The sequence below is a fragment of the Paraburkholderia sp. BR10882 genome, from assembly GCF_040948855.1.
GTDB lineage: Bacteria > Pseudomonadota > Gammaproteobacteria > Burkholderiales > Burkholderiaceae > Paraburkholderia > Paraburkholderia nodosa_A.
Genome location: NZ_JBFPKP010000012.1, coordinates 38,091 through 61,707, shown reverse-complemented (window position 1 = coordinate 61,707; position 23,617 = coordinate 38,091). Strand labels below are relative to the sequence as shown.

The window sequence follows — 23,617 nt, the reverse complement described above, 5'->3', positions numbered from 1 at the left end:
GCTCCTGGCACGTGTCACGTGTGGTGTTCTACAAGAAGGTCAAGGTGCTTAATGTCGATCTGGCCGCGCGTCAGGCATTGAATCCGGCTGATGCCGGCCGTCCAACTTCGGTCGCCGTGCGCTTCTATCAGTTCAGGGACCTCGAGATCGTCGATGGCGCCTCGTGCGACTATCGGCTATAGACGATCGCACCGTCCTCGCGCAGGACCTGCAGGCCAGCATGGCGGCCACGCTGAACCCCGGGGCTTGCGCAGGCCTGACACAGGCGTTGAAGGGCGATACGCTATACGTAGCGATCGTCGCGTTTTATCGTAATCCCGGTAGTGGCAATGGGAGGAAGTACGTGATCGAAAAAAAACCGATCCGGACAAACCGCTGAAGCTCGAACTTGTGAACCAGCTGCTGCTCGCGGCCGACGCACCTTCACAGAAGGCAACGCAGTAACGCAGCGAACCTACTCCTTCCCCACGGCCGAAAGCGGCGCGGCCACATGTTCGAGCGACTTGCGCTCCGCGTCCACGCCCCAGATCGCGGCTACGAGTGCAGCCGCGATCATGAGCGCCGATCCCACCGCATAGCCCGTGAACACTTCGCTGCGCTGGTGTGTATCGATCAGTCGTCCGAAGAACGCCGGGCCGATGATGCCGCCCAGCGCCGTGCCGAACGCATAGAACACGGCGATGGCAAGCGCCCGGATCTCCAGCGGAAACGATTCGCTCACGGTCAGATAGGCGGAACTCGCCGCCGCCGAGGCGAAAAAGAAAATCACCATCCACGCGCCGGTTTGCATCGTCGCCGTGAGCATGCCGTGCTCGAACATCCAGCCGCTCGCCGTGAGCAGCACGCCCGAGAGCGCATAGGTCGCGGCGATCATCGTGCGCCGGCCAATCACGTCGAAGAGCCGCCCCAGCACGATCGGCCCGAGGAAGTTGCCGAGCGCGAACGGCAGCAGATAGAGGCCCACGTCGCCACCGGGCACGTGATAGAACTCGGTGAGTACGAGCGCGTAGGTGAAGAAAATCGCGTTGTAGAAGAAGGCCTGCGCGGTCATGAGCGATAGGCCCACCAGCGCGCGACGGCGGTGCCGCACGAATATGGCATGAAACACCGCGCCCAGCGGGGTATGGCCGCGCGCATGCAGACGCAGCGGGTCGTCAGGCGGGTCTTCCAGCGTATGGCCCGCATCACGAAAACGCGTCTCGATGCCTTCCACGATGTGCTTCGCCTCGTCGTGCTCGCCGTGCGTGAGCAGCCACCGCGGGCTTTCGGGAATCCAGCGGCGCATGGGCAAAATGATGAGCGCGAGTACCGCGCCAATGAAAAAGCACACGCGCCAGCCCCAGTCCGCGGGCAGCAGGTGCGGATCGAGCAGCACGAGCGAGCCCGCCGCGCCGATGGCCGCGCCCACCCAGAACGTGCCGTTGATGCTGAGGTCGGTCCATCCGCGCACGCGCGCGGGCGTGAACTCCTGGATCGTCGAATTGATGGCGGCGTACTCGCCGCCGATGCCCGCGCCCGTGATCGCGCGAAACGCGACGAAGCTCGCGAAGCTCCATGAAAACGCTGTTGCGGCGGTGGCCAGCAGATACACGGCGAGCGTGATGAAAAAGAGCTTGCGGCGGCCCAACCGGTCCGTGAGCCAGCCGAAGCCGAGCGCACCGCACACCGCGCCGGCAATATACGCGCTACCGGCCAGGCCCACCTGCGCATTGTCGAGATGCAGCACCGGGCTTGTTTTCAGCGCACTCGCTACCGCACCGGCCAGCGTGACTTCGAGACCGTCGAGCAGCCAGGTGACGCCCAGCGCCACGACGATGAGCACGTGAAAGCGGCCCCACGGCAAGCGATCGAGGCGCGCGGGCAGCGTGGTTGCGATGATGGCGGGCTTATCAGTCGTCTCGGTCGTATTGGGAGGATTCATCGGGCAAGGCCGGGTTCAGCACGCGATGCGTAGTAGCATGCGCCGTTCCCGGAATGCGGGGTGCGCGTGAAAACAGAAAAATCAACATGTAAGGAAGCGGTTGACGTAACGTATCGTCTGTTCATACAAAAAGCGGGTGACGTGCAGGGAGCCTATGCCCGGATCATGTCCGGAACGGGGCACGCCATCCATGCACAGGTGTGCCCATGACAAAACCAGCTACGTGGTCTTCGATTCGCAAGTCCCTTTGGTCGGGCCTCACGCCCACGCTCGCCGCCATCGTCACGTTCGTGTGCGCCGCAAGTCTGCTGTTGCTCGCGGCGGCCGCCGGCGTGAGGGAAGGCGACAAGTCGATCCGCAAGCATGAAGGTCTGATCGCGCAGGATATGGTGTCCGCGATCGAGCACATTCTCGATAGCGTGCTCACCGCACAAAGTGCCGCGTTCGCCGCACTTCCGGGGCAGCCCTGCGAGCGTGTGGCGCGGCAGTTCGCCGAGCTGAGAACGCACGTCAACTACGTGCGCGGCATCAATCTCGTGGCGAACGGGCGGCTCTACTGTTCGTCTGCGCTCGGCCCCTACGACCTGCCGCTCGCTCCGTTCTTCGCGCATGTACCTGCGAGCACTGCGGTCACGCTGATCGGCGGCTCGCCCTGGCAGGCCCACGTGCCGGTCATGCCGCTCTATGTACCCACCGGCGAGAACGTTGGCCTGCTTTACGTGATCGAGTCGGCGTATCTGACCGATGCGCTCGCGCACGCCGTGCGCTACGGCGCGGGCCGCGTCACGCTCTCCGTGCCGGGCGCTGCGGCGATAGACGACCGTGGCGCGCTGCTCGCCGCCGTCGACGCGGCGCGCCACGCGGGTGCGGGTGCCACGTCTTCGCGCTGGGGCTTCGCCGTCGACGTGGCGTTCGCGGCAAGCGCGCATCGCGACGCACGCTGGAAATACGGTCTGCGCTTTGGCGCGGCGGCGCTGCTCGTCGATCTGCTGATCGGCGCGGCCTGGCTCATCGCATTCGCGCCGCGCCGGCTGCTGCTCTCGGCGGTGCGCCGCGGCCTGCGGCACGGCCAGTTTCATGTGGTCTACCAGCCCGTGGTCGAACTGGCGACCGGCCGCGTGAGCGGCGCAGAGGCGCTCATTCGCTGGACCCATCCGAAATTCGGCGCAGTGAGTCCCGCCGTGTTCATGGCCGACGTAGAGGGTAGCCGCCTGCTCGGACCGGTCACGCGCTTCGTGCTCGAACGCGCAACCACAGAGATGGTGCGCGCGACGAGCGAGCGTCCGTTTCACCTCGCCGTCAACGTTGCGCCGCTGGACTTCGAACGCAAGGATTTCGTGGCGGACGTGCTCGGCGCAGTCGAGCACCTGCCGCCGGACATCATCCTGATTCTCGAAGTGACCGAGCGTTTCCTGCTCGAACAGCGCGCTCGCACCGAGGCGGTGTTCGAGACGCTGAAGGCGCGCGGCGTGAAATTCGCTATCGACGACTTCGGCACGCATCACAGCAACCTCGACACGCTCGGGCGCTTTCCGTTCGACTACGTGAAGATCGACGGGCAGTTCGTACGACAACTCGAGCGGCGCGGCGATCAGCTTGTCAAGGGGATCGTGGCGCTGGCCAGTCACTTCGGAATGGAAATCATTGCAGAGGGTGTCGAGACCGAGGCGCAACACGAGATGTTGCAACGTCTGGGCATTCGCTATGGGCAGGGGTATTTCTACCGGCGGCCGGGCTCCGCTGCGAGTATTGCCGAAATGCAGCGCGACGCGAGGCTCGTGCGTTATGCGGTGTCGTCGCCGGTGCGCTAGCGCGAATACGTATGAACGGTCTTGAATAACGAATTCCGTAAGCCGAAGTTGCGAAGTCTGCAATCCTTACCGAGGGTTGTCTGCAAAAGCGCACGTGCTTCCGGTTGCGCCATTTCCTGTTTCGATTATTGTCTTTCTCGATTCGACAGTTAAATCAGATACGCGGACCTAGAAGCCGCGCCGAACGGTAACCGTTGCGCCTGTGCTATGCGAATGAAGAATGGCGACGCGTGCGGTGGCGGAAAACACCCACTCGTCGACGGTCAGCGAGAGCCTGCGCTGAGGCTGCGCGCCGATGTTCAGCGTGCTGTCCGGCACCTGAAGAATCGAGATTTGCGGCGCTGTGGAAGGGCCCATCTGCAGATAATCGGCACTCGACCGTGCAGCCTGCTGCTCACCGTAACGGCTTCCGGGCGCGGATTTCACGAAGTCGTAATGGTATTTGTCCTGTGCCACCGGCGCGCTATAAAAGCTTTCGACTTCCGCGTAAAACGGCTTTGACTGATTCGCGTGATATTCCATTTCGTACCGGTGGAGGTACGCCTGGGGTTCCGGTGGCAGCGCTGGAACCACTTCCATCGGCATTGACGGGATATTGGCGACCGTCATGGTTTCGGGAATGTTCAAACCGGTGCTCTGAGCGAATGCGTAACCGCTCAGCATAAAAAAGGCTGCACCGACAATCTTTTCGTTCAGGCACGTCATGAGCATGCCTCCAATGACGAACTCGAAACATCAAACTGTCGAACGTTCCTGCCGAACTGACTGCCTTTGCATCACTTGCACCAATGCATTCTAGTACCTGATTTGCTTCCTGCCAGCCGAATGTGTGCGTACGCGATGCAGATGGATGCGAAGTCCACCAGAGCGCGGTTGACGTGCACCGTCGTTGCCTAACATCGCGGACGTTATGACCGATTCGAGCTGCGCGAGGCGCACTCGCAGCGGAAGAAATTGCGCATGGACGTGCGCATGCTCGATGGGCTCACGCAGCAGGCGAGCCCATCGACGCCACATCGACGCCAACCCATTGGGGAAAATCCGGGTGCGGCCTAGATCGTGCCGAAGAGCGCGCGCGGCCGGTCCTGCAGTGTGCGAGCGAGAACCTTCAGTGCGCGCGCGAGTTGCTCCCGCGAGGTTGCACACGCGAGGTTGACACGCACGCCGTGCTCGAGCGTCGAGCGGTCCACCGCGAAGGCCGAAGCGGGCATGGTATTCACGCCGCGCGCGAGCGCATTCGCGGCGAAGTCGTCGGAACGCCACGGCGCCGGTACACGCAGCCAGACGAACATGCACGCCGGGTCGCTGTTGAGCAACTCGCGCGGCAGGATCTGGAGAGCGAGTTCCTGGCGCGCCTGCAGCTCCGCACGCTGCGCTTCGAGGATGAGGTGAGCGGTGCCGTCCTCGATCCAACGCGTGGTGATGAGCGTGGTGAGCGGCGCAGGCATCCAGGCCGTCGTGCGCACGGCTTCGGCTGCGAGCGGTGCACCGTGCGGCGGCGTGAGCAGATAGCCGATGCGCAGCCCCGGCGCGAGCACCTTCGAGGTGGAGGCCACGTGGAAGGTCAGCTCGGGACACAGGCTCGCGATGGTCGGCAGGCGCTTGCGCAGCAACGGCCCGTACACGTCGTCCTCGATGATGGCGACGTGATGGCGCCGCGCGATCTCCACGAGCGCGAGGCGCCGCTCGAGGCTCATCGTGACCACGCTGGGGTTCTGCAGGTTCGGCACGGTGAAGATGGCCTTCACCGGCATGCGGCGGCAGGCATCGTCGAGCTGGTCGGGCAGGAGGCCTTCGGCGTCGCTCGGGATACCGACCAGCTCGAACTGGAATACGGGCGCGAGCGCCTTGAGGCCGTAGTACGTCAGCTTGTCGGAAAGGATCACGCCTTCGTGTCCCATCAGGCTGCTCAGGACCGCATAGAGGCCGTGCTGCGCGCCGCTCGTCACGACGAGATTCTCGGGCGAGGGCGTGAAGCCCGGTGCGGCGATCCACTGCGCGCCCGCGGCGCGCGCCCATTCGGCGCCCTGGGGCGGCTGGTATTCCTGGGTTTCGGCAAAGCGCGGGTCGCGCGAGATCGACGCCATCGTGCGGGCGAGCTGCGCGAGAAATTCTCCGGTCGCCGGCCGGTTGACGGTGAGGTCCACCACGCCACCCGCTTCAGCGCCGCTCGCCTGACTGCCGCGCTGCGCCGCCGCGCCGACGGCAGGCATGGCCCCGCCGGTGACGATCGAGCCGCGCCGCTTGCTCGCCACGATCAGCCCGCGCGCCTGCAATTCCTTATACGCGCGCGAGACCGTGGAGACGTTGATGCCCAGTTCCACGGCCAGATCGCGCTGCGGCGGCAGGCGGCTGCCGGGTGGGTACTGACCGCTGCGCACCTGCTCCTCGAGATTGCGGGAGACCTCCAGATACGTGGCTTGTCGACCTTTTGTCTGGAGATCGTCATCCGATTTTGTCTGGTAATCGTCGGCTTTCATGCAAGTAGTAACTCCATACAAAATTCGATCGTCTGCCACGTTGCCTTGCTGCTGTGAAATGGACTGCTAGCGCCGCCGCCGCATCGTTACGCCAATAGTACGATATCTGGCCGGAGTTTAGCTGCCTTTGTCCCGGGCCGAAAGGTCACCCACCAGGGAATTTCCTAGTCTCCACACAAAGCATTTTTAATTGCACACAAAAAATTATTGTGTGAGTATGAATTCAAGGTTTTGTTCGGTCGGCAGTTCGGCGCAACACGCACTGTATTACAGGAGGACAGGCTCGTGGCAACCCGGCAACCCACACCCGCTTCAGACGCAACATCCACACCCCTTGGCCACTCGCTGCGCAAGCGGCACGTCACGATGATTTCGCTCGGCGGAATCATCGGCGCGGGGCTCTTCGTCGGGAGCAGCGCGACCATCAGCGCGATGGGGCCGGCTGCCTGCCTGAGCTATCTGCTGGCCGGCATCGTCGTGCTGTTCGTCATGCGTATGCTCGGCGAGATGGCGCTCGCGCATCCGGGTGTCGGCTCGTTCACGGAGTTCACGCGCATCGGTCTCGGCGACTGGGCCGGTTTCACGAACGGCTGGCTCTACTGGTACTTCTGGGTCATCGTGGTCGCCGTGGAGGCGGTGGCGGGCGCGGGCATCCTGCAGCGCTGGATTCCCGCACCGGTCTGGGTAATCGGGCTCGTGCTCCTGTCGCTCATGACGGCCGTGAACCTGCTCTCGGTGAAATCGTATGGAGAATTCGAGTACTGGTTCGCGTCGATCAAGGTGGCGGCGATCATCGTGTTCATCGTGGTGGGCGCGAGCTATCTGTTCGGGTTCAGCTCGTGGCACCAGACCGTGAACAACCTGAGCGGCGACCACGGATTCATGCCGTTCGGCGCGATGTCGATCTTCGCGGGCGTGCCCACGGTGATTTTCGCCGTGGGCGGTGCGGAGATCGCGACCATTGCCGCGGCCGAATCCGACGATCCGGGCCGCAACGTGGCGTCGATGACACGCTCGGTCATCCTGCGCGTCATCACGTTCTATGTCGGCTCGCTCTTCGTGATCGCGTGCATCGTGCCGTGGGCGAGCATCAAGGTGGGCTACTCGCCGTTCGTGGCCGCGCTCGAAACCATGCATATTCCGGGCGCCGCGGACATCATGAATGCAATCGTTCTGGTGGCCGTGCTCTCGGCGCTGAACTCCGGGCTCTATGTCTCCTCGCGCATCGTGTTCCGGCTCGCCGAGCGCCGCGACGCCCCGCGCGCGCTGCTCTCGCTCTCGAAGAGCCGCGTGCCGCGCCTCGCCGTGCTGGCGAGCAGCATCGTCGGCTACGTGGCCATCGTCGCGGCCTTCGTTTCGCCCCAGGGCGTGTTCCTCTATCTCGTCAGTGCATCGGGCGCGATCATGCTGTTCGTGTATCTCTCCATCGCCGTTTCGCAGATCGTGATTCGCCGGCGCCTCGAGGCGACGGCGCCCGAACGGCTCACATTCAAAATGTGGCTCTTTCCCTGGCTTTCGTGGGCCGTGGTGGCCGCGATTGCCGGCGTGCTCTGCGCGATGGGCTTCGACCATGCGCTCGCGGGCCAGCTCATGGCGAGCCTGGCGAGCCTGGCGGTGGTGTCGGCGGCTTACCTGCTCACACGCAAGAGGACTCACGTGCAGGAATTCCGTGAGCCTGCAACCAACTGGAAGAAGTAATGGCGCAAGTGGCTGTCATCGGCGCGGGCTTCGTGGGGTTGTCGTGCGCGTACTGGCTCATGCGCGACGGGCACAGCGTGACGCTGTACGACGCGCAGGGGCCGGGCGAGGGCGCTTCATACGGCAACGCGGGCACGTTCGCGAACTATGCGTGCATTCCCGTGAACAACCCGGACGTGTTCCGCAACATCCCGCGCTTTCTATTCTCGTCGACGAGCCCGCTGCGCATCCGCTGGGGCGACGTGCCGGCGCTCGCGCCCTGGCTCACGCGTTTCCTGCTGAGCGCGACGCCTCGCCGCTATGAGGGCAGCGTGAATGCGCTCGCGCAATTGCTGTCGCGCGCCTTCGAAGGCTACCGCGAAATGCTGGCCGTCGACACGCTCGCGGCCTTCGTGCGTGAACGCGAATGCCTTTACCTGTATTCGAGCGCAGCGTCGTTCAAGGCCGCGCAGCCGGCGCTCGAGCTACGGCGCTCGCTCGGCGTGGCGTTCGAAACGCTCGCGCGCAACGAGATCGCCCAACTGGAGCCCGGCCTCGCGCCGCTCTTCTCTCAAGGCACGCTCTTCAAGGGCAGCTGGTTTCTGAGCGATCCGCGCGGCTTTCTGCAGGCCTTGCACGCGATGCTGACGCAGCGCGGCCTGGTGCACCGGCGCGTGGCGGTCGATACGCTGAAGCCAACGTCTGGTGCGGTGAAGCTGATCGATACGGCGGGCGAGGCACATGACGCGGAACAGGCCATTGTCTGCGCGGGTGCGTTTTCGGGGCGCCTCGCGCGCCAATGCGGCGACGCAGTGCCGCTAGGTGTGGAACGTGGCTATCACGTGCGCTTTCCTGGCACCGCTAATCGAATTTCGCGTCCGTGCGGCTGGGCCGAACGCGGCTTCTACATGACGCCGATGGACGGCGGCATCCGCGCGGCGGGCACCGTCGAGCTGGCGGCCAGCGGCGCGGGCAAGAACGCGGACCTGCTGCGCCTCTTGACGCGCTCCGCGCAGGAGGCGCTGCCCGGGCTGCCGGAACCGGACAGCGACTGGCTGGGTTTCAGGCCGAGCCTGCCCGACGCGTTGCCCGTGGTGGGCGCGTCGAGCCGCTCGCCGCGCGTGATCTACGCGTTCGGGCACCAGCATCTGGGCGTGACGCTCGGCGGCGTGACGGGCAGCGTGGTCGCCGATCTCGTTGCAAGGCGTGCGCCTCCTTTCGATCTCGCGCCTTATAGTCCGCGACGCTTTTAACCCGTGATTCAAGCCACTTTCCAGCCAACCGCCACATAACACCCACCGCAACAGTCTCCCAGCGAGGATGAGCATCATGAACCGCCGCACTCTCGTACTAACGATGGCCCTCGGGCTGATGGGCTTGCACGGCCCCGCGCAGGCGGCCGACCCCGAGGTTGTGAAGATCGGCTTCGCGGGTCCGCTCACCGGCCCGGTGGCGCGCGTCGGCAAGGACTTGCAGTACGGCGCGCAGCTCGCGATCGACGAGGAGAACGCCAAACACCCCATGATTGCGGGCAAGCCGGTGAAGTACGTGCTCGACGTGCAGGACGACCAGGCCGATCCGCACGTGGCCGTGCAGGTGGCGCAAAAGCTCGTGGACGACGGCGTGGTCGGCGTGATCGGCCACTACAACTCGGGCTGCAGCATTCCCGCTTCGACGGTGTATCACAATGCGAATGTCGCGATGATCACGCCGGGCTCGACGAATCCGGCGCTGACCCAGCAGGGCTACGCGAACGTGTTTCGCACCATGGGCAACGACGGCATCGGCGGCGTGATCGCCGGCAAGTTCGCGGTGGAGCAGTTGAAGGCGAAGCGCATCGGCATCATCGACGACCGCACGGCCTTTGGCCAGGGGCTCGCCGACGCGTTCGAGAAAGGCGCGAAGGAGGCCAACGGCAATATCGTCGACCGCGAGTTCACCAATGACAAAGCCGTCGATTTTCGCGCCATTCTTACCTCGCTCAAGCAGAAGAACGTCGACGTGATTTTCTTTGGCGGCCTCGACGAACAGGGTGCGATGCTCGCCAAGCAGATGCGCACGCTCGGCATGCCGGCGCGCCTGTTCGGCGCGGGCGCATTGAAGAGCAATGCCTTCCTGCAGATCGCGGGCCCGGCGGGCGAAGGCACGCAGGATCTCGAACCAGGGCCGGCGCTCGACAAGCTGCCTTCCGCGCAAGCATTCGCGAAGCGCTACAAGGCGCGCTTCAATCAGGATGTCGAACTGTATGCGCCGTTCGCCTATGATGCCGCGCTCGCGATGATCAAGGCGATTCGCGACGCCGATTCGCTCGACCGCTCGAAGATCGTCGCGAGTTTCCCGAAAGTGACGGTGGTGGGCGTGACGGGCAATATCGCGTTCGATCCGCACGGCGACCTCATCAAGCCGCCTTATACGCTCTTCGAGGTGCAGCAGGGCCAGTGGAAGAGCCTCAAGACGCTCGGGGGCAATGGCGTGTAAAGCGCGTGAGGGGCCTTTCAGCGCGCGACCAGCAGCTCGAATAGCGTGTGGAAATCGACCGGCTTCGTGAGATGCGAATCGATTCCGCTCATGCGCGAGCGCAGTCGGTCGGCGTGCTGGCCCCAACCCGTTAGCGCGATGATCTGCAGGCCGACGTACCGCGGGCTTTGACGGATCTGTCGCGCGATTTCATAGCCGTCCATGCCGGGCATGCCGATGTCGAGCACGACCGCATGTGGCACCGACTGCGCCAGCGCACCGAGCGCGGCGGCGCCGTCGTAGACCACGCGCACCTGCGCGCCTTCGCCCGAGAGCACCATGGCGAGCGAATCGGCGGCGTCGCGGTTGTCGTCGACCACGAGAATGCGCTTGCCCGCGAGCGGCTTCGCAGCGCGCGCCACGCTCGCCGGGGTCTCGCGCGCTTCCGTGGTTGTCTGCTGCGAGAGCGGCAGGCGCACCGTGAAGGTGCTGCCTTTGCCGGGGCCGGCGCTTGCCGCCTCGACGGTGCCCCCGTGCATGCGCACGAGATGTCGCACCATGGTGAGGCCAATGCCGAGGCCCCCCTGGTTGCGGTCGGCGGGGCGGCTGACCTGGGTGAACATTTCGAACACCTGATCGATCTGCCCCGCCGACATGCCGATTCCGGTATCGCTCAGTGCGACGACGACCCACTCGCCTTCGCGCGTGGCGTCGAGCCGGATCTGGCCGCCCGTGTCGGTGTAGCGCGCCGCGTTGTTGAGCATGTTCGCGAAGACCTGCGTGAGCCGCACGCGATCGGCGTCGAGAACGAGCGGCGTGTCGGGAAGCGTGATGCTCAGTTCATGATGGGCCTGATCGATGGCGGGTCGGCTCGTCTCGACGGCATTCTCGATGATTTCCGCGAGCGCCACGGGCGCCTTCACGAGGCCGATCTTGCCGCGCGTGATGCGCGACACTTCCATCAGGTCGTCGATCAGCCGCACCATGTGATGCACCTGACGATCGAGCATGTCGAGGATCGGCGCGGAGTCCGCTGGAAACTCGCTGTGCCGGATGAGGTGCAGCGCATTGGCGATCGGCGCGAGCGGATTGCGCAGCTCGTGCGCGAGCGTGGCGAGGAATTCGTCCTTGCGCCGGTCCGCTTCCTTGAGCGCGTCTTCGGCATTCACGGCTTCGGTCACGTCGATCGATACACACACGTGGCCGCGAAACTCGCCGTTCGCGGAAAACCACGGCGCACAACAGGTTTCGAACCAGTGCCAGCCTGCATCCTTGATTTTCACGCGCAGCCGGCTCTGGAACGCGCAATGGTCGAGTTGCGCAGCCTGTAGGCGCGACAGAAAGCCGGGCAGATCGCGCGGATGCACGATGGTTTGCCAGCCGGTTTCGAGCAGCTGTCCGGGCGTGAGGCCGATCGCCGTGAGATAGCGCTGGTTCAGATAGACCGTATTGCCTTGCGTGTCGATTTGCCAGATCAGTGCGGGCGACGCTTCGGCTAGCGCGCGAAAGCGCGCCTCGCTCTCGCGCAGCGCTTCCTGTGCGCTGCGGCGGTCGTCCACGTCGATATTCATGCCCACCCACTTGCGCACCGTGCCGTCCGGATTCCAGATCGGCGCGGCGCGCACGTTGGTCCAGCGCCAGCCACCCGCGGCGACGTGCAGGCGATATTCCGCGTTCACCACGCGTTGTGCCGCAATCGCGTCTTTCCATTGGCGCAGCGCGTAGGCGCGGTCATCGGGATGGACGGCGTTCGCCCAGCCTTCGCCGAGCCATTCTTCGCCGGGCTGCCCGGTATATTCCGACCAGCCCGGCGAGACCGACTCGGCCTGACCTTGGGCATCGGCTTCCCATACGGCCTGCGCAAATCCTTCCACCAACGCGCGAAAGCGCTCCTCGCTGTCAGCGCATTCAGTTTCCACGCGCTTGCGTTCCGTAATGTCCAGTGCGAATTCGGCGCACCTGGAAGCCATGCCCGTGCCCGAGATCCGCGTGGGCGCGAAAAGGCCCCACCAGCGCGTGCCGTCCTTGCGGATCAACTGCCGTTCATAAGGCTGTGTGCGTCCGGTGGTGGCGAGGTCGGTGACCGCACGCGTCGTGACGCCGAGAAATTCGAGCGGCACGAGCCGGTCCCAGTGCGCCGCGGCGCGCAAATCCTCGCGGCTATAGCCGCTCATCTGTTCGAAAGCGCCGTTGGCGTCGGCCATGGTGCCGTCGAGGTCGAAGAACAGCACGCCCACGGTTTCGATGGAGATGGCGGCCTGCAGGCGCGCCTCGCTCTCGCGCAGCGCCTCTTCGACCTGCTTGCGGTGCTCGGCTTCGTCGTGGAGCTTCGTATTGATGTTCTGCAGCGTGCGCGTGCGTTCGGCCACCTGCTGCGCGAGATTGCGGCCCGCGTCCTGGGCGTCGCTCAGCGCGCTCGTCAACTGGTGGGCGGCGCTCGCGCAGGAGGCGAGACCTTGTAGCTGGCGCGCGTCCTCGGCGTCGAAATGTCTTTCTTCGCCGTGCGTCACGGCCCAGACCGTGCCGACCACCGTGCCGTTGACGCGCCATGGCACGTGCAACGCCTCGCTGATGGGTGGATCGATCGCGCGGTACGAAGCAAAGCTGCGTGCCGGCCGGTCGAAGAGAAGCATGGTATTGCGCCCCTCGGTCACGCCGCAGGGACAATCGTCGCCGGGAAGCGTGCGGTCCACGTCGGCAGCCAGTTCGCCGGCCACCGCGCCCCAGCGGAAGCGGGCCGTGGGGCCGTCGCGCTCGGGCACGCTCACGCCGGCCGACTCGGCGCGGCAAAGCGTGAGGGCGAGCCGCGCGAGCATAGGCAGCACACCTGAGGGATTGTTCGCCATTTCATGCGCGAGCGCAGCAAGCGCACGGCTCTCGCCCTGGTAGTCGGGCAGTCGGTTCGGGCGGTTCACCAGGGCTTCGGTGATCAGCGTTTCCTCGACCGTGAGCGCAGGTGCGCCGTTGTCTTGCATGCTGCCTCCGCTTTAGTCGTCCGCCGCCCCGGCGTTCGCATCTTCGGTGCAAAGTTGCTAACGCAGGTGAGCCCATTGTGTTTGCGGGTAAGCATCGCGTATTCCCGTAGATAAAAACCGGGAGATGCCAGCACGTTTTGTTGCGTCCCTTTGAACACAGTGCACTTCTGAACGGGCCGCAAGGGCGGCGGGCATTGTATTTGCGTGATGGCCGCACGATACGGAAGGCGAGGAGGATGCGAGCATGCCACGCGCGATATGGAGAGGCGCCATCACCTTCGGGCTCGTGTATGTGCCGGTCGAAGTGTTCCCGGCTACGCAGAGCGAGCGTACCGGCTTCAACCTGCTCGATCGGCGCACGCTGGACCCAGTTGGCTATCAGCAGATCAACAAGCGCACGGGCAAGGCGGTCCAGCACGCCGACATCGTGCGCGGCTACGAGTATGAAAAAGGCGCCTACGTGGTGATGTCCGACGAGGAGATCAAGGCCGCGAGTCCCGAATCGACGCAGACGGTCGAGCTGCTCGCGTTCGTCGAGGCGTCGCAGGTCTCCTTTCTCTACCTCGACACGCCGTACTGGCTCGCCCCCGATAAGCGCGCGGGCAAGACCTACGCGCTCTTGCGCGACGCGCTCGCGGCGAGCGGCAAGCTCGGCATTGCGAGCGTCGTGCTGCACAGCCGGCAGCATCTCGCGGCGCTCGTGGCGGTGGGCCCCGCGCTTGCGCTGCAAACGCTGCGGTGGGCCACCGAGGTGCGCGAGTTCGATGCGGTGAAGCGGCTGCCCAGCAGTGCAAAAGCCGCGGGCGTGAGCACACAGGAACTGCAAATGGCGCGCAAGCTCATCGACGACATGAGCACGGACTGGGACCCCGAAACGTATCGCGACACCTACCTCGACGCGATTCTCGAACTGGCCGGGCGCAAGGCGCGCGAAGGCAAGGCGCACGAACTCACGCCCGTTGCGGCACCCGCGCCCGAGCGGCGCGGCGCGGATATCGTCGACCTTTCCGAGCTGCTCAAGCGCAGTCTCGGCAAGCGCAGCGAGCGCGGCGCGAGTGCGCCGCCGCGGAAAACGGCGCCGAAGCGCGGACGGCGCGCGGCATGATGAACGCAAATGCGGCTCAGAGAGCGCAACAAGGGTGAACGATGAAGCACAAACTCGAAGTCTACGAACAGAAGCGCCGCTTCGATGAAACCCCGGAGCCGCGTGGTCGCACTGCGCGACGCAGCGCGAAACCGCGAGAGGGTGAAGGATCGTTCGTGATACAGCGTCACGATGCGCGGCGGCTGCACTACGATTTTCGCCTCGAGCTGGACGGCACGCTCAAGTCGTGGGCTATTCCCAAGGGCCCGAGCCTCGACCCGACGGTGAAACGGCTCGCCGTGCATGTGGAGGATCATCCGCTCGAATATGGCTCGTTCGAAGGGCGCATTCCCGAAGGCAGCTATGGCGCAGGCACGGTGGCGATCTGGGACCACGGTGTGTGGCGCCCCGAGGGCGGTTTGCGCGGCGCGCGCGAAGGGTATGCGCAAGGCAAGCTCAAATTCACGCTGGAGGGCGAGCGGCTGCACGGCGGCTGGGCGCTCGTGCGGAGTCCCATGCACGACGGCAAACAGGAGAGCTGGTTGCTGATCAAGCAGCGCGACGACGAGGCCATGCCTGAAGACAAATTCCATGTAGTCGAGGACGAACCTGCTACGTCGAATACGTCGAAAACATCAAAAAAGGGCGCCCGCGCGGGCAACCGGGCCGCGGAGCAGGAGGCAGCCACGGCACTGGAAGGCGCAGTGCGCGCATCGATGCCAGAGACACTTGCCCCGGAACTTGCTACGCCGGTCGACGCTCCCCCGCACGGCGACAACTGGCTCTACGAAATGAAGTTCGACGGCTACCGCGTGCTGGCGCGCATCGACCGCCACGCGCGCGGCAAGGGCGATGTGCGTATCTTTACCCGCACCGGCAACGACTGGACAGCGAAGTTTCCGCGTCAGGTGCAAGCGCTGCGCGCGCTGAAGGTCGAATCGGCGTGGCTGGACGGCGAGGCCGTTGTGCTCGACGCGGCGGGCGTGCCCAACTTCCAGGCGTTGCAGAACGCGTTCGACGCGGGCCGTGCGGGCGACATCACGTTCTGGCTCTTCGATCTGCCTTGGCTAGACGGCGCGGACTTGCGCGGCGTGGCGCTCGAGGCGCGCCGCAATAAGCTCTCGGCGCTGCTCTCACAAAAGCCTGACGATGCGCTGCGCTTTTCGGCGGCCTTCGAGGGCGAACCGCAGGCCCTGCTCGAAGCCGCCTGCGAGGCGAATCTCGAAGGACTCGTCGCCAAGCGGCGCGATAGTCGCTACACGTCCACGCGCAGCGCAGCGTGGCTCAAGCTGCGCTGCTCGCGGCGCCAGGAATTCGTGATCGGCGGCTATACGGAACCGAAGGGCAGCCGCGAGGGGTTCGGCGCACTGCTGCTCGGCGTGTATGGCGACGATGGCGCGTTGCAATATGCCGGCAAAGTGGGAACGGGTTTCGACGCGGCGCGGCTCGAAGCGATGGCGGGCGAACTGCGTGCGCGCGAGCGCCAGAACTCGCCGTTCGCGGCGGTGCCGGCGGCCGAGCGTCGCGCGGGCGTGCACTGGGTGCGGCCCGAACTCGTGGCGGAGGTGCGCTTCAAGACATGGACGAGCGCGGGCGTGGTGCGCCAGGCGTCGTTCGTCGGACTGCGCGAGGACAAGCCCGCAAAGGACATCGTGCGCGAAGGGCAGTCCACGCCCGTGCAGGCGGTGGCGAACCAACGCGAAAAGAAGGTCGCGAAGCAAGCCTCGACGGACGCACCAAAGACTGTGAGCCGCACGCGCCGGGCCGCGCACGACGAAGCCGAAGTCGCCGGCGTGCGAATCACCCATCCCGAGCGGGTGATCGACGCGCAAAGCGGACTGCGCAAGATCGATCTCGTTGAGTACTTCGAAGCGATTTCCGCATGGCTGCTGCCGCACGTGCAAGGGCGCCCCGTTGCGCTTGCGCGTGCGCCCAAGGGCGTGGGAGGCGAGCTGTTTTTCCAGAAACACGCCAAAGCGTTGCAGATTCCCCATGCCACGCAGCACGCCGGTCTCGATCCAGGCCATGCACCTCTGCTCACGCTCGATTCCACCGAAGCGCTGGTCGGCGCCGCGCAGATGGATACGATCGAACTGCACACCTGGAATGCGCTCGCGGCAAGCATCGAAAAGCCCGACCGCATCGTCTTCGACCTGGACCCCGATCCCTCGCTCGGTTGGGAGCGCATGCTCGAGGCCGCGCAGCTCACGCGCGAACTGCTCGAGGCGCTGGGCCTACGGGCATGGTGCAAGACGAGCGGCGGACGGGGCCTGCACCTGGTGGTGCCGCTCACGCGCCATGCCGGCTGGGACGAGGCGAAGGACTTCGCGCGCGCGGTGGCGGGCCACATGGCGGCGACGCTGCCCGAGCGCTTCAGCGCGAAGATGGGGGCGCAGAACCGCAAGGGCCGGATCTTCGTGGATTATTTGCGCAACAACCGCGGCGCGAGCACAGCTGCGGCTTATGCGCCGCGGGCGCGGCCCGGTCTTGGCGTATCGGTGCCGGTCGACTGGGACGAACTGCACACGCTCACAAGCGGCGACCAGTGGAATGTCGCGAACGTGCGCGGGCGGCTCGAAGCGCTGCGCGCCGATCCGTGGAGCGGCTACGAAAAGGCGCGCCAACGGATTACGGCCGCTATGTGGAAACAACTCGGCGTGAAGTGAAAGCTTATCGTCAGATGCCAACCAGGCTCGCCAGCTCGTCGCCTCCGAAGTCGGTTCGCTGGCGCAGCGCGAGCGCGGCGCGCGAAATCGAGGTGCTGACCGACGCAGGCTCTGTCGATTTTCCGGACCTGATTGTCCTTTTTTTACACGCAATTGTCCTGAGACAATAATTTTCCGCCCCGTTTCTGAGCGACCATGAACGCTTACCGAGGAGCGGATCGAGATGGCGTGGGCGACGATTTCGGGCGAGTGGCGTGACGCGGTCGGGGCCGCGCACGGCGCAGAGTCCAAATACAAACGGCTGGTCAAGGCGATTGCACAGGACATCGAGCGCGGCGCGCTCGTTTCCGGCGTGCGCCTCGCACCGCAGCGCGAGGTGGCCTCGGAACTGGGCGTGAGCGTGCAGACGGTCACCAATGCCTACAAGGAACTCGAAAGACAGGGCCTGATTCGCTGCGAGGTGGGGCGCGGCAGCTTCGTCGCCGCGCGCGTGACCGAGTCGATGTCGAACTATATTCTCGACACGGCCGAGCGCGAGATCGTCGACTTTTCCATAGCGCGCATCGTTCACACGCCGCAGCACGACGCCGCGTGGCGTGATGTGTGCGCCACGCTCGCCACGCTGGACGATCAACCGTGGATTCGCTCGTTTCGCCCCATCGCGGGCTTCGAGCATCATCGCCAGGCAGGTGCGGCGTGGCTCGCCTCGCTCAACATGCCGGTGAAACCCGAATCGCTCCTCATCACCAATGGCGCGGCACACGGCATTTTCCTCGCGCTCGCGTCCACGGTGGGCCCCGGAGACACGGTGCTCTGCGAAAGCCTCACGGACCACGGCGTAATCGGCTCGGCAAACGTGCTAGGCTTCACGCTCAAGGGGCTCGAAATCGACGAGTACGGCATCCGTCCCGAGCATTTCGAGGAGATGTGCGACAGCGAGCGCGTGAGCGCGCTCGTGTGCACGCCGACCTTCAACAATCCCACCATGGCCGTCTTGCCCGATTCGCGCCGCCGCGCGATTGCGCGCATTGCGGAGCGCTATGGCGTGTACGTGATCGAGGACGATGTGTATGGCGCGCTGCCCGCGAAAGCCAACACGCCTGTCGCGAGCCTGATTCCCGAGCTGGCGTTCTATTGCACGAGCATGACCAAGTCGGTGCTCACCGGTCTGCGCACGGGCTATCTCGCCATGCCGCGCCGCCTTGCGCTGCGCGTGGAAAGCGTGTTGCGCGTGAGCAGCTGGATGGCGACCTCGCCGATTGCGGAGATTGCCACGCGTTGGATCATGGACGGCACCGCGCGGCGCCTCGTGGAACTGCAGCGGGAGCGGCTCGCCGCGCGCCAGGCGATGGTGCGCGAGGCGTTGGGCGACTATGTGCTCGGCGCGCATCCCAACGCGCTGTCCGCCTGGCTGCGCGTGCCCGACTACTGGCAGGCGGACCGCCTCGTGCGCGAATTGCGCAATCGCCAGATTGCCGTGACTTCACCGGACCCATTTCTCGTGGGCGGCACAGCGCGTCCCAATGCGGTGCGCATCAGCCTTGGCGCGGAAGCGTCGGACACCGCGTGCCGCAACGCGCTGCAGACCATGGCGGGCGTGTTCGAGCAGTATCCGCACGTGCACGATTTCAACTAGACGTTGCGTCTGCCCATCCGGGCGCGCGGATTGTACCAGGACATTAGAAAGCCCGTTTTGGCTCATTAGACTGGATTGCACAGATTCACAGGAAGGAACGTGCATTTCATGTCGTCGCTTTCGTTTTCGTCACTCTCGCTTGCCGATGTCTACCGCGCGCGCCAGCGGCTCGCCGGCCGCGTAGCGCACACCCCGCTCGTGGCGTCTCCCACTTTGTCGGCGCGCGTGGGCGTGCCGGTCTACTTCAAGCTCGAAACCGTGCAGCCCACGGGCAGCTTCAAGTTGCGCGGCGCGACCAACGCGGTGGCGCATCTCGCCGAGTCGGGCGTGAAGCGCGTCGTCACCGCGTCCACCGGCAATCATGGCCGTGCACTCGCGTATGCGGCACACGCGCTCGGCATGGAGTCGGCCGTCTGCATGTCGTCGCTCGTGCCGCCCAACAAGGTCGAAGCCGTGGCTGCGCTGGGCGCGCGCGTGGTGATCGCGGGCAAGAGCCAGGACGAAGCGCAGATCGAAGCGCAACGCCTCATGCGCGAAGAAGGCTATGCGTTCGTGCCGCCGTTCGACGACTTGCACGTGATCGCCGGGCAGGCCACCATCGGCCTCGAAATTCTCGAAGCGCTGCCCGACACCGCGACCCTCGTGGTGCCGCTTTCGGGCGGCGGACTGTTCAGCGGCGCAGCGTTTGCGGCGAAGCAGATCCGGCTGGACGTGCGCGCCATCGGCGTTTCGATGGCGCGCGGCGCGGCCATGCATGCGAGCCTCGCGGCGGGCCATCCCGTCGACGTTGAGGAAAGCGAAACATTGGCCGATTCGCTGGGCGGCGGCATTGGTCTCGACAATCGCCACACCTTCGCGCTGACTCGCGCGCTGGCCGATGAAGTCATCCTGCTCGGCGAGCCTTCGATCGCGCACGGCGTGGCCCATGCGTACCGCGAAGAACGCCTCGTGGTGGAAGGCGCGGGCGCGGTGGGCATGGCGGCGCTGCTCGACGGGCACATCGAGCGCAGCAAAGGCCCGCTCGTGATCGTCGTGAGCGGCGCGAACATCGACATGACGGTGCACCGCCGTCTCGTGACGGAGGTTTGAAATGCATTCCGAGTTGTCACCTGAGTTGCCGCCGGTTACGTTGCTGGGCGCACAGCAACTGCGCGAACTCGTCCCGCTCGATCTTGCGGCCGTGGATCAGGTCGAATCCGCATTCGTTGCGCTCGCAACCGAAGCCGTTGTCATGCCGCCCATTCTCAATCTCGCGCTGCCCGAGCGGCATGGCGAGGTCGATGTGAAAACGGCGTATCTGCCACGCTTCGAACAGTTCGCCATCAAGATCAGCCCCGGCTTTTTCGACAATCCCTCGTTGGGCCTCCCGAGCCTGAACGGGCTGATGCTCGTGCTCTCTGCGCGCACGGGTCTTACCGAGGCCGTGCTGCTCGACAACGGTTATCTGACTGCCGTGCGCACCGCCGCGGCGGGCGCCGTGGCCGCGCGCTGGCTTGCGCGTCCCGATGCGCGCCATGCGGCGATCATCGGCGCGGGTGAGCAGGCGCGCCTGCAACTCGATGCGCTCATGCTGGTGCGCAAAATCGACAGCGTGAGCGTTTGGGCCCGCGATGCGGCGCGGGCTTCCGACTTCGCCGCCGACACCGAACGCCGCCACGGCGTGCGCGCTCGCGTCGTCGCTTCGGTGCACGACGCGCTCGCGCAGGCCGACGTGGCCGTGACGACCACCCCCAGCCGCACACCGCTCGTGCACGCGGCGGACTTGCACGCCGGTTTGCACCTCACGGCCATGGGCTCCGACGCCGAGTACAAGAACGAACTCGCGCCCTCGGTATTCGAATCGGCGCGCTATGTCTGCGACCGCTTGCAGCAAACGCGCGTGCTCGGCGAACTCAGGCACGCGATCGAAGCGCACAAGGTCGCGCCCGATCGCGGCTTCGCGGAGCTGGGCGAAGTGATCGCGGGCCGCCGCGAGGGCCGCGTAAGTGCCAACGACATCACGATCTGCGACCTCACCGGCACCGGGGCGCAGGACACCGCCATTGCCGTTCTCGCCTTGCAGCGCGCCCGCGCGACCGGTGCGGGCGCGGTGTTTCACAACGCAGTCACGCCTTGAGAGGGAAAGATGTCCGCAGCAACTGAAAAGAGTGAGGTGGCGCCGCGCCTCGTGTTCGCACGCAGCGAATACGACGCGCGCATTGCGAAGACGCGCCGCGCGATGCAGGACGAAGGCATCGATCTGCTGATCGTCACGGACCCGACCAACATGAACTGGCTGACCGGCTACGACGGCTGGTCGTTCTATGTCCATCAATGCGTGCTGCTGACCATGGACGGCGAACCCGTCTGGTTCGGTCGGGGCCAGGACGCAAACGGCGCGAAGCGCACGGCGTTCATGTCGCACGACAATATCATTGGCTATCCTGATCATTACGTTCAGTCGCCTGTGCGTCACCCCATGGACTATCTGAGCACGGAAGTCATCGCCGCGCGCGGCTGGGACTCGCTGAGCGTTGGCGTGGAGATGGACAACTATTACTTCAGTGCAGCAGCCTACGCGTCGCTCCAGCGCCATTTGCCCAAGGCGCGCTGGGTGGACGCCACCGCGCTCGTGAACTGGCAACGCGCGGTGAAGTCGCCGCGCGAGATCGAGTACATGCGCGTCGCGGCGCGCATCGTCGAGAAGATGCATGCGCGCATTCTCGATGTGGTCGAGCCGGGCATGAGGAAGTGCGACCTCGTTGCGCAGATCTATGAGGCGGGCATTACCGGCGTGGAGGGCCGCGGCGGCGACTATCCCGCCATCGTGCCGCTCCTGCCCACCGGCGCCGATGCCGCCGCCCCGCACCTCACGTGGGACGATTCGGCATTCACGGCGAACGCGGGCACGTTCTTCGAGATCGCGGGCTGCTACCACCGCTATCACTGCCCGCAGTCGCGCACGGTCTATCTCGGCAAGCCGCCAAAGCACTTTCTCGATGCGGAGAAAGCCGTGGTGGAAGGCATCGAGGCCGGCCTTGCCGCCGCGAAGCCCGGCAACGTGTGCGAGGACATCGCCAATGCGTTCTTTGCAGTGCTGCGCAAGTCGGGCATCGAGAAAAACAGCCGCTGTGGCTACCCCATCGGCGCGAGTTTTCCGCCCGACTGGGGCGAGCGCACCATGAGCTTGCGTCCGGGCGACCGCACGGTGCTCGAACCCGGCATGACGTTTCACTTCATGCCGGGGCTGTGGCTCGACGATTGGGGTCTCGAGATCACCGAAAGCATTCTGATCACTGAAACCGGCGTCGAAACGTTCTGCACCACGCCGCGCAAACTGTTCGTGAAGGAGTAGGGCCGATGCGTGCGTCACCGATTACGCCGACCGTCGATTACGACGCCAATGGCGTGCAACACGGCTTTTTGAGGCTGCCTTATTCGCGCGACGATTCCGCGTGGGGCGCGATCATGATTCCGCTTACCGTGGTCAAGCACGGCGAGGGGCCGACGGTGCTCCTCACGGGCGGCAATCACGGCGACGAATACGAAGGCCCGATCGCGCTCGCCAAGCTGGCGGGCTCGTTGCAGGCCGCGGACGTGAATGGCCGCGTGATCATCGTGCCGTACATGAACTATCCCGCGTTTCGTGCGGGCACGCGCACCTCGCCGATCGATGCGGGCAATCTGAACCGCAGCTTTCCAGGTCGCCCCGATGGCAGCGTGACCGAAAAGATCGCCGACTACTTCCAGCGTGAGTTGCTGGCGCGCGCCGATTACGTGCTCGATATTCACGCGGGCGGGCGCACGCTCGACTTCGTACCGTTCGCGGCGATTCATGTGCTGCCCGATGGTGATCAGCAGGCGCGTTGCGAGCGTGCGATGCGTGCGTTCGGCGCGCCGTACTCCATGCGCATGCTGGAACTCGATAGCGTGGGCCTGTTCGACAGCGCGGTGGAGGAAGCGGGCAAGGTGTTCGTTTCGACCGAGCTGGGCGGTGGCGGCACGTCCACCGCGCAGAGCGTGGCGATTGCGGATCGCGGCGTGCGCGGCTTTCTTGCGCACGCCGGCGTCATCGAGCGCAAGGCCAGCGAGCGCAGTGGGGGTCCGCGCACGACCACCTTGCTCGACATGCCCGACGGCACCTGCTACACCACGAGCGAGCATCGCGGCATGCTCGAGATGTGCCGCGATCTCGGCGATACCGTCGAGGCGGGCGACGTGCTCGCGCGCGTGCACGACATCGACCGAACCGGAGGGCGCGCCGTGGAATATCGCGCGCAATGCGGGGGGCTGTTAGCTGCGCGCCATTTCCCCGGCCTCGTGCAGGCGGGCGACACCGTGGCCGTGGTTGCCGACGTGGTCGAACGCAACCTGCCCGTCGCGGCATGAGCACGCCGTGATCAAGCTCGACCGTTACGATCTGGCCATCCTGCGCATCCTCGAGCGCGATGGCCGCATCACGAAATCGAAGCTCGCCGAAGAGGTCAACCTTTCCATTTCGCCGGCCTGGGAGCGCGTGCGCAAGCTCGAGGAAAGCGGCGTGATACGCGGCTACCACGCCGAGGTGGACTGGGTCGGCGCGATGCGTGGCAGCCGCATCGTCGTGGAAGTGACGCTATCGCGCCATACCGCACCCGAGATGCGACGTTTCGAAGAGCGCGTGAGCGCGGCCGAAGAAGTCATGCAGTGCTATGCCACAGGCGGCGGCGTGGACTACGTGCTGCACGTGATGGCGCGCGACATCGACCATTACCAGCGCTTTATCGACGCGCTGCTGATGGAGGATCTCGGGATCGAGCGCTACTTCACCTACATCGTGACAAAGGTGGTGAAGTGTGCACCGAGTCACGCGCCAGCGTGGGCCCTGGAAAGCGCATGAATTTTTCGCGCCCGCGCGGGGTGGTTCAAAAGAAACCGCAAGTGTGCGGGGC

Annotated in this window: 17 protein-coding genes; 13 read left to right on the top strand and 4 right to left on the bottom strand. The window is 65.3% G+C overall.

What is annotated here, in order from left to right; all coding sequences use genetic code 11:
- Positions 1-20 precede the first annotated feature (20 nt).
- Positions 21-182, top strand: a complete 162-nt coding sequence (locus AB3X99_RS26875) for a hypothetical protein (RefSeq protein WP_368618612.1) — start codon at positions 21-23, stop codon at positions 180-182.
- A gap of 272 nt (positions 183-454) precedes the next feature.
- Here the strand turns inward: AB3X99_RS26875 and AB3X99_RS26870 are convergent, their stop codons facing one another.
- Entirely contained in the window at positions 455-1,921 is a 1,467-nt protein-coding gene (locus AB3X99_RS26870; RefSeq protein WP_069263694.1) for an MFS transporter, read from the bottom strand.
- A gap of 206 nt (positions 1,922-2,127) precedes the next feature.
- Between AB3X99_RS26870 and AB3X99_RS26865 the strand changes: the two genes are divergently transcribed.
- The gene (locus AB3X99_RS26865) at positions 2,128-3,732 is read left to right on the top strand and encodes an EAL domain-containing protein (protein WP_069263696.1); all 1,605 of its coding nucleotides are present in this window, start codon (positions 2,128-2,130) and stop codon (positions 3,730-3,732) included.
- Positions 3,733-3,900: 168 nt separating this feature from the next.
- On the opposite strand, the gene AB3X99_RS26860 is transcribed toward AB3X99_RS26865, so the two are convergent.
- The gene (locus AB3X99_RS26860; protein ID WP_069264152.1) at positions 3,901-4,437 is read right to left on the bottom strand and encodes a hypothetical protein; all 537 of its coding nucleotides are present in this window, start codon (positions 4,435-4,437) and stop codon (positions 3,901-3,903) included.
- A gap of 347 nt (positions 4,438-4,784) precedes the next feature.
- Complete coding sequence (locus AB3X99_RS26855) at positions 4,785-6,212, bottom strand: PLP-dependent aminotransferase family protein (RefSeq protein WP_368618611.1); 1,428 nt, start codon at positions 6,210-6,212, stop codon at positions 4,785-4,787.
- A 366-nt stretch (positions 6,213-6,578) separates the two neighbouring features.
- Here AB3X99_RS26855 and AB3X99_RS26850 point away from each other — a divergent pair, with 366 nt between their 5' ends.
- The 3 genes from AB3X99_RS26850 (at position 6,579) to AB3X99_RS26840 (ending at position 10,367) form a co-directional block, all read left to right on the top strand.
- Entirely contained in the window at positions 6,579-7,910 is a 1,332-nt protein-coding gene (locus AB3X99_RS26850) for an amino acid permease (RefSeq protein ID WP_368618705.1), read from the top strand.
- On the top strand, positions 7,910-9,142 hold the full coding sequence (locus AB3X99_RS26845) for an FAD-binding oxidoreductase (RefSeq protein ID WP_342947601.1): 1,233 nt from the start codon (positions 7,910-7,912) through the stop codon (positions 9,140-9,142). Before AB3X99_RS26850 ends, AB3X99_RS26845 begins: the two co-directional genes overlap by 1 nt.
- A 76-nt stretch (positions 9,143-9,218) precedes the next feature.
- Positions 9,219-10,367, top strand: coding sequence for a branched-chain amino acid ABC transporter substrate-binding protein (locus AB3X99_RS26840; RefSeq protein ID WP_342947600.1), 1,149 nt, complete (start codon positions 9,219-9,221; stop codon positions 10,365-10,367).
- Between the two features lie 17 nt (positions 10,368-10,384).
- Here the strand turns inward: AB3X99_RS26840 and AB3X99_RS26835 are convergent, their stop codons facing one another.
- Positions 10,385-13,321, bottom strand: coding sequence for a PAS domain S-box protein (locus AB3X99_RS26835; protein WP_368618610.1), 2,937 nt, complete (start codon positions 13,319-13,321; stop codon positions 10,385-10,387).
- A 244-nt stretch (positions 13,322-13,565) separates the two neighbouring features.
- On the opposite strand from AB3X99_RS26835, the gene AB3X99_RS26830 reads away from it, so the two are divergent.
- The 8 genes from AB3X99_RS26830 (at position 13,566) to AB3X99_RS26795 (ending at position 23,565) form a co-directional block, all read left to right on the top strand.
- A complete protein-coding gene (locus AB3X99_RS26830) occupies positions 13,566-14,426 on the top strand; it encodes a Ku protein (RefSeq protein WP_342947598.1) in 861 nt (286 codons plus the stop codon).
- Positions 14,427-14,467: 41 nt separating this feature from the next.
- Positions 14,468-17,071, top strand: coding sequence for a DNA ligase D (ligD, locus tag AB3X99_RS26825; RefSeq protein WP_368618609.1), 2,604 nt, complete (start codon positions 14,468-14,470; stop codon positions 17,069-17,071).
- Positions 17,072-17,294: 223 nt separating this feature from the next.
- Complete coding sequence (locus AB3X99_RS26820) at positions 17,295-18,707, top strand: PLP-dependent aminotransferase family protein (RefSeq protein WP_069263710.1); 1,413 nt, start codon at positions 17,295-17,297, stop codon at positions 18,705-18,707.
- Positions 18,708-18,815: 108 nt separating this feature from the next.
- Positions 18,816-19,796 (top strand): hydroxyectoine utilization dehydratase EutB, encoded by a 981-nt coding sequence (eutB, locus tag AB3X99_RS26815; RefSeq protein WP_368618608.1) that lies wholly within the window; start codon positions 18,816-18,818, stop codon positions 19,794-19,796.
- Position 19,797: 1 nt separating this feature from the next.
- Positions 19,798-20,823 carry a cyclodeaminase gene (locus AB3X99_RS26810; RefSeq protein ID WP_368618607.1) on the top strand — a complete coding sequence of 342 codons (1,026 nt, stop codon included), beginning with the start codon at positions 19,798-19,800 and terminating at the stop codon, positions 20,821-20,823.
- 9 nt (positions 20,824-20,832) lie between these two features.
- The gene (doeA, locus tag AB3X99_RS26805; protein WP_368618606.1) at positions 20,833-22,041 is read left to right on the top strand and encodes an ectoine hydrolase DoeA; all 1,209 of its coding nucleotides are present in this window, start codon (positions 20,833-20,835) and stop codon (positions 22,039-22,041) included.
- Between the two features lie 5 nt (positions 22,042-22,046).
- On the top strand, positions 22,047-23,075 hold the full coding sequence (doeB, locus tag AB3X99_RS26800; protein WP_069263716.1) for a N(2)-acetyl-L-2,4-diaminobutanoate deacetylase DoeB: 1,029 nt from the start codon (positions 22,047-22,049) through the stop codon (positions 23,073-23,075).
- 7 nt (positions 23,076-23,082) lie between these two features.
- Positions 23,083-23,565 carry an Lrp/AsnC family transcriptional regulator gene (locus AB3X99_RS26795; RefSeq protein WP_069263717.1) on the top strand — a complete coding sequence of 161 codons (483 nt, stop codon included), beginning with the start codon at positions 23,083-23,085 and terminating at the stop codon, positions 23,563-23,565.
- Positions 23,566-23,617 lie beyond the last annotated feature (52 nt).

Coding starts and splice junctions, on each gene's coding strand:
- AB3X99_RS26870 (WP_069263694.1), bottom strand. CDS start 1,921: ATGAATCCTCCCAATACGACCGAGACGACTGATAAGCCCGCCATCATC.
- AB3X99_RS26865 (WP_069263696.1), top strand. CDS start 2,128: ATGACAAAACCAGCTACGTGGTCTTCGATTCGCAAGTCCCTTTGGTCG.
- AB3X99_RS26860 (WP_069264152.1), bottom strand. CDS start 4,437: ATGACGTGCCTGAACGAAAAGATTGTCGGTGCAGCCTTTTTTATGCTG.
- AB3X99_RS26855 (WP_368618611.1), bottom strand. CDS start 6,212: ATGAAAGCCGACGATTACCAGACAAAATCGGATGACGATCTCCAGACA.
- AB3X99_RS26850 (WP_368618705.1), top strand. CDS start 6,579: ATGATTTCGCTCGGCGGAATCATCGGCGCGGGGCTCTTCGTCGGGAGC.
- AB3X99_RS26845 (WP_342947601.1), top strand. CDS start 7,910: ATGGCGCAAGTGGCTGTCATCGGCGCGGGCTTCGTGGGGTTGTCGTGC.
- AB3X99_RS26840 (WP_342947600.1), top strand. CDS start 9,219: ATGAACCGCCGCACTCTCGTACTAACGATGGCCCTCGGGCTGATGGGC.
- AB3X99_RS26835 (WP_368618610.1), bottom strand. CDS start 13,321: ATGCAAGACAACGGCGCACCTGCGCTCACGGTCGAGGAAACGCTGATC.
- AB3X99_RS26830 (WP_342947598.1), top strand. CDS start 13,566: ATGCCACGCGCGATATGGAGAGGCGCCATCACCTTCGGGCTCGTGTAT.
- ligD (WP_368618609.1), top strand. CDS start 14,468: ATGAAGCACAAACTCGAAGTCTACGAACAGAAGCGCCGCTTCGATGAA.
- AB3X99_RS26820 (WP_069263710.1), top strand. CDS start 17,295: ATGGCGTGGGCGACGATTTCGGGCGAGTGGCGTGACGCGGTCGGGGCC.
- eutB (WP_368618608.1), top strand. CDS start 18,816: ATGTCGTCGCTTTCGTTTTCGTCACTCTCGCTTGCCGATGTCTACCGC.
- AB3X99_RS26810 (WP_368618607.1), top strand. CDS start 19,798: ATGCATTCCGAGTTGTCACCTGAGTTGCCGCCGGTTACGTTGCTGGGC.
- doeA (WP_368618606.1), top strand. CDS start 20,833: ATGTCCGCAGCAACTGAAAAGAGTGAGGTGGCGCCGCGCCTCGTGTTC.
- doeB (WP_069263716.1), top strand. CDS start 22,047: ATGCGTGCGTCACCGATTACGCCGACCGTCGATTACGACGCCAATGGC.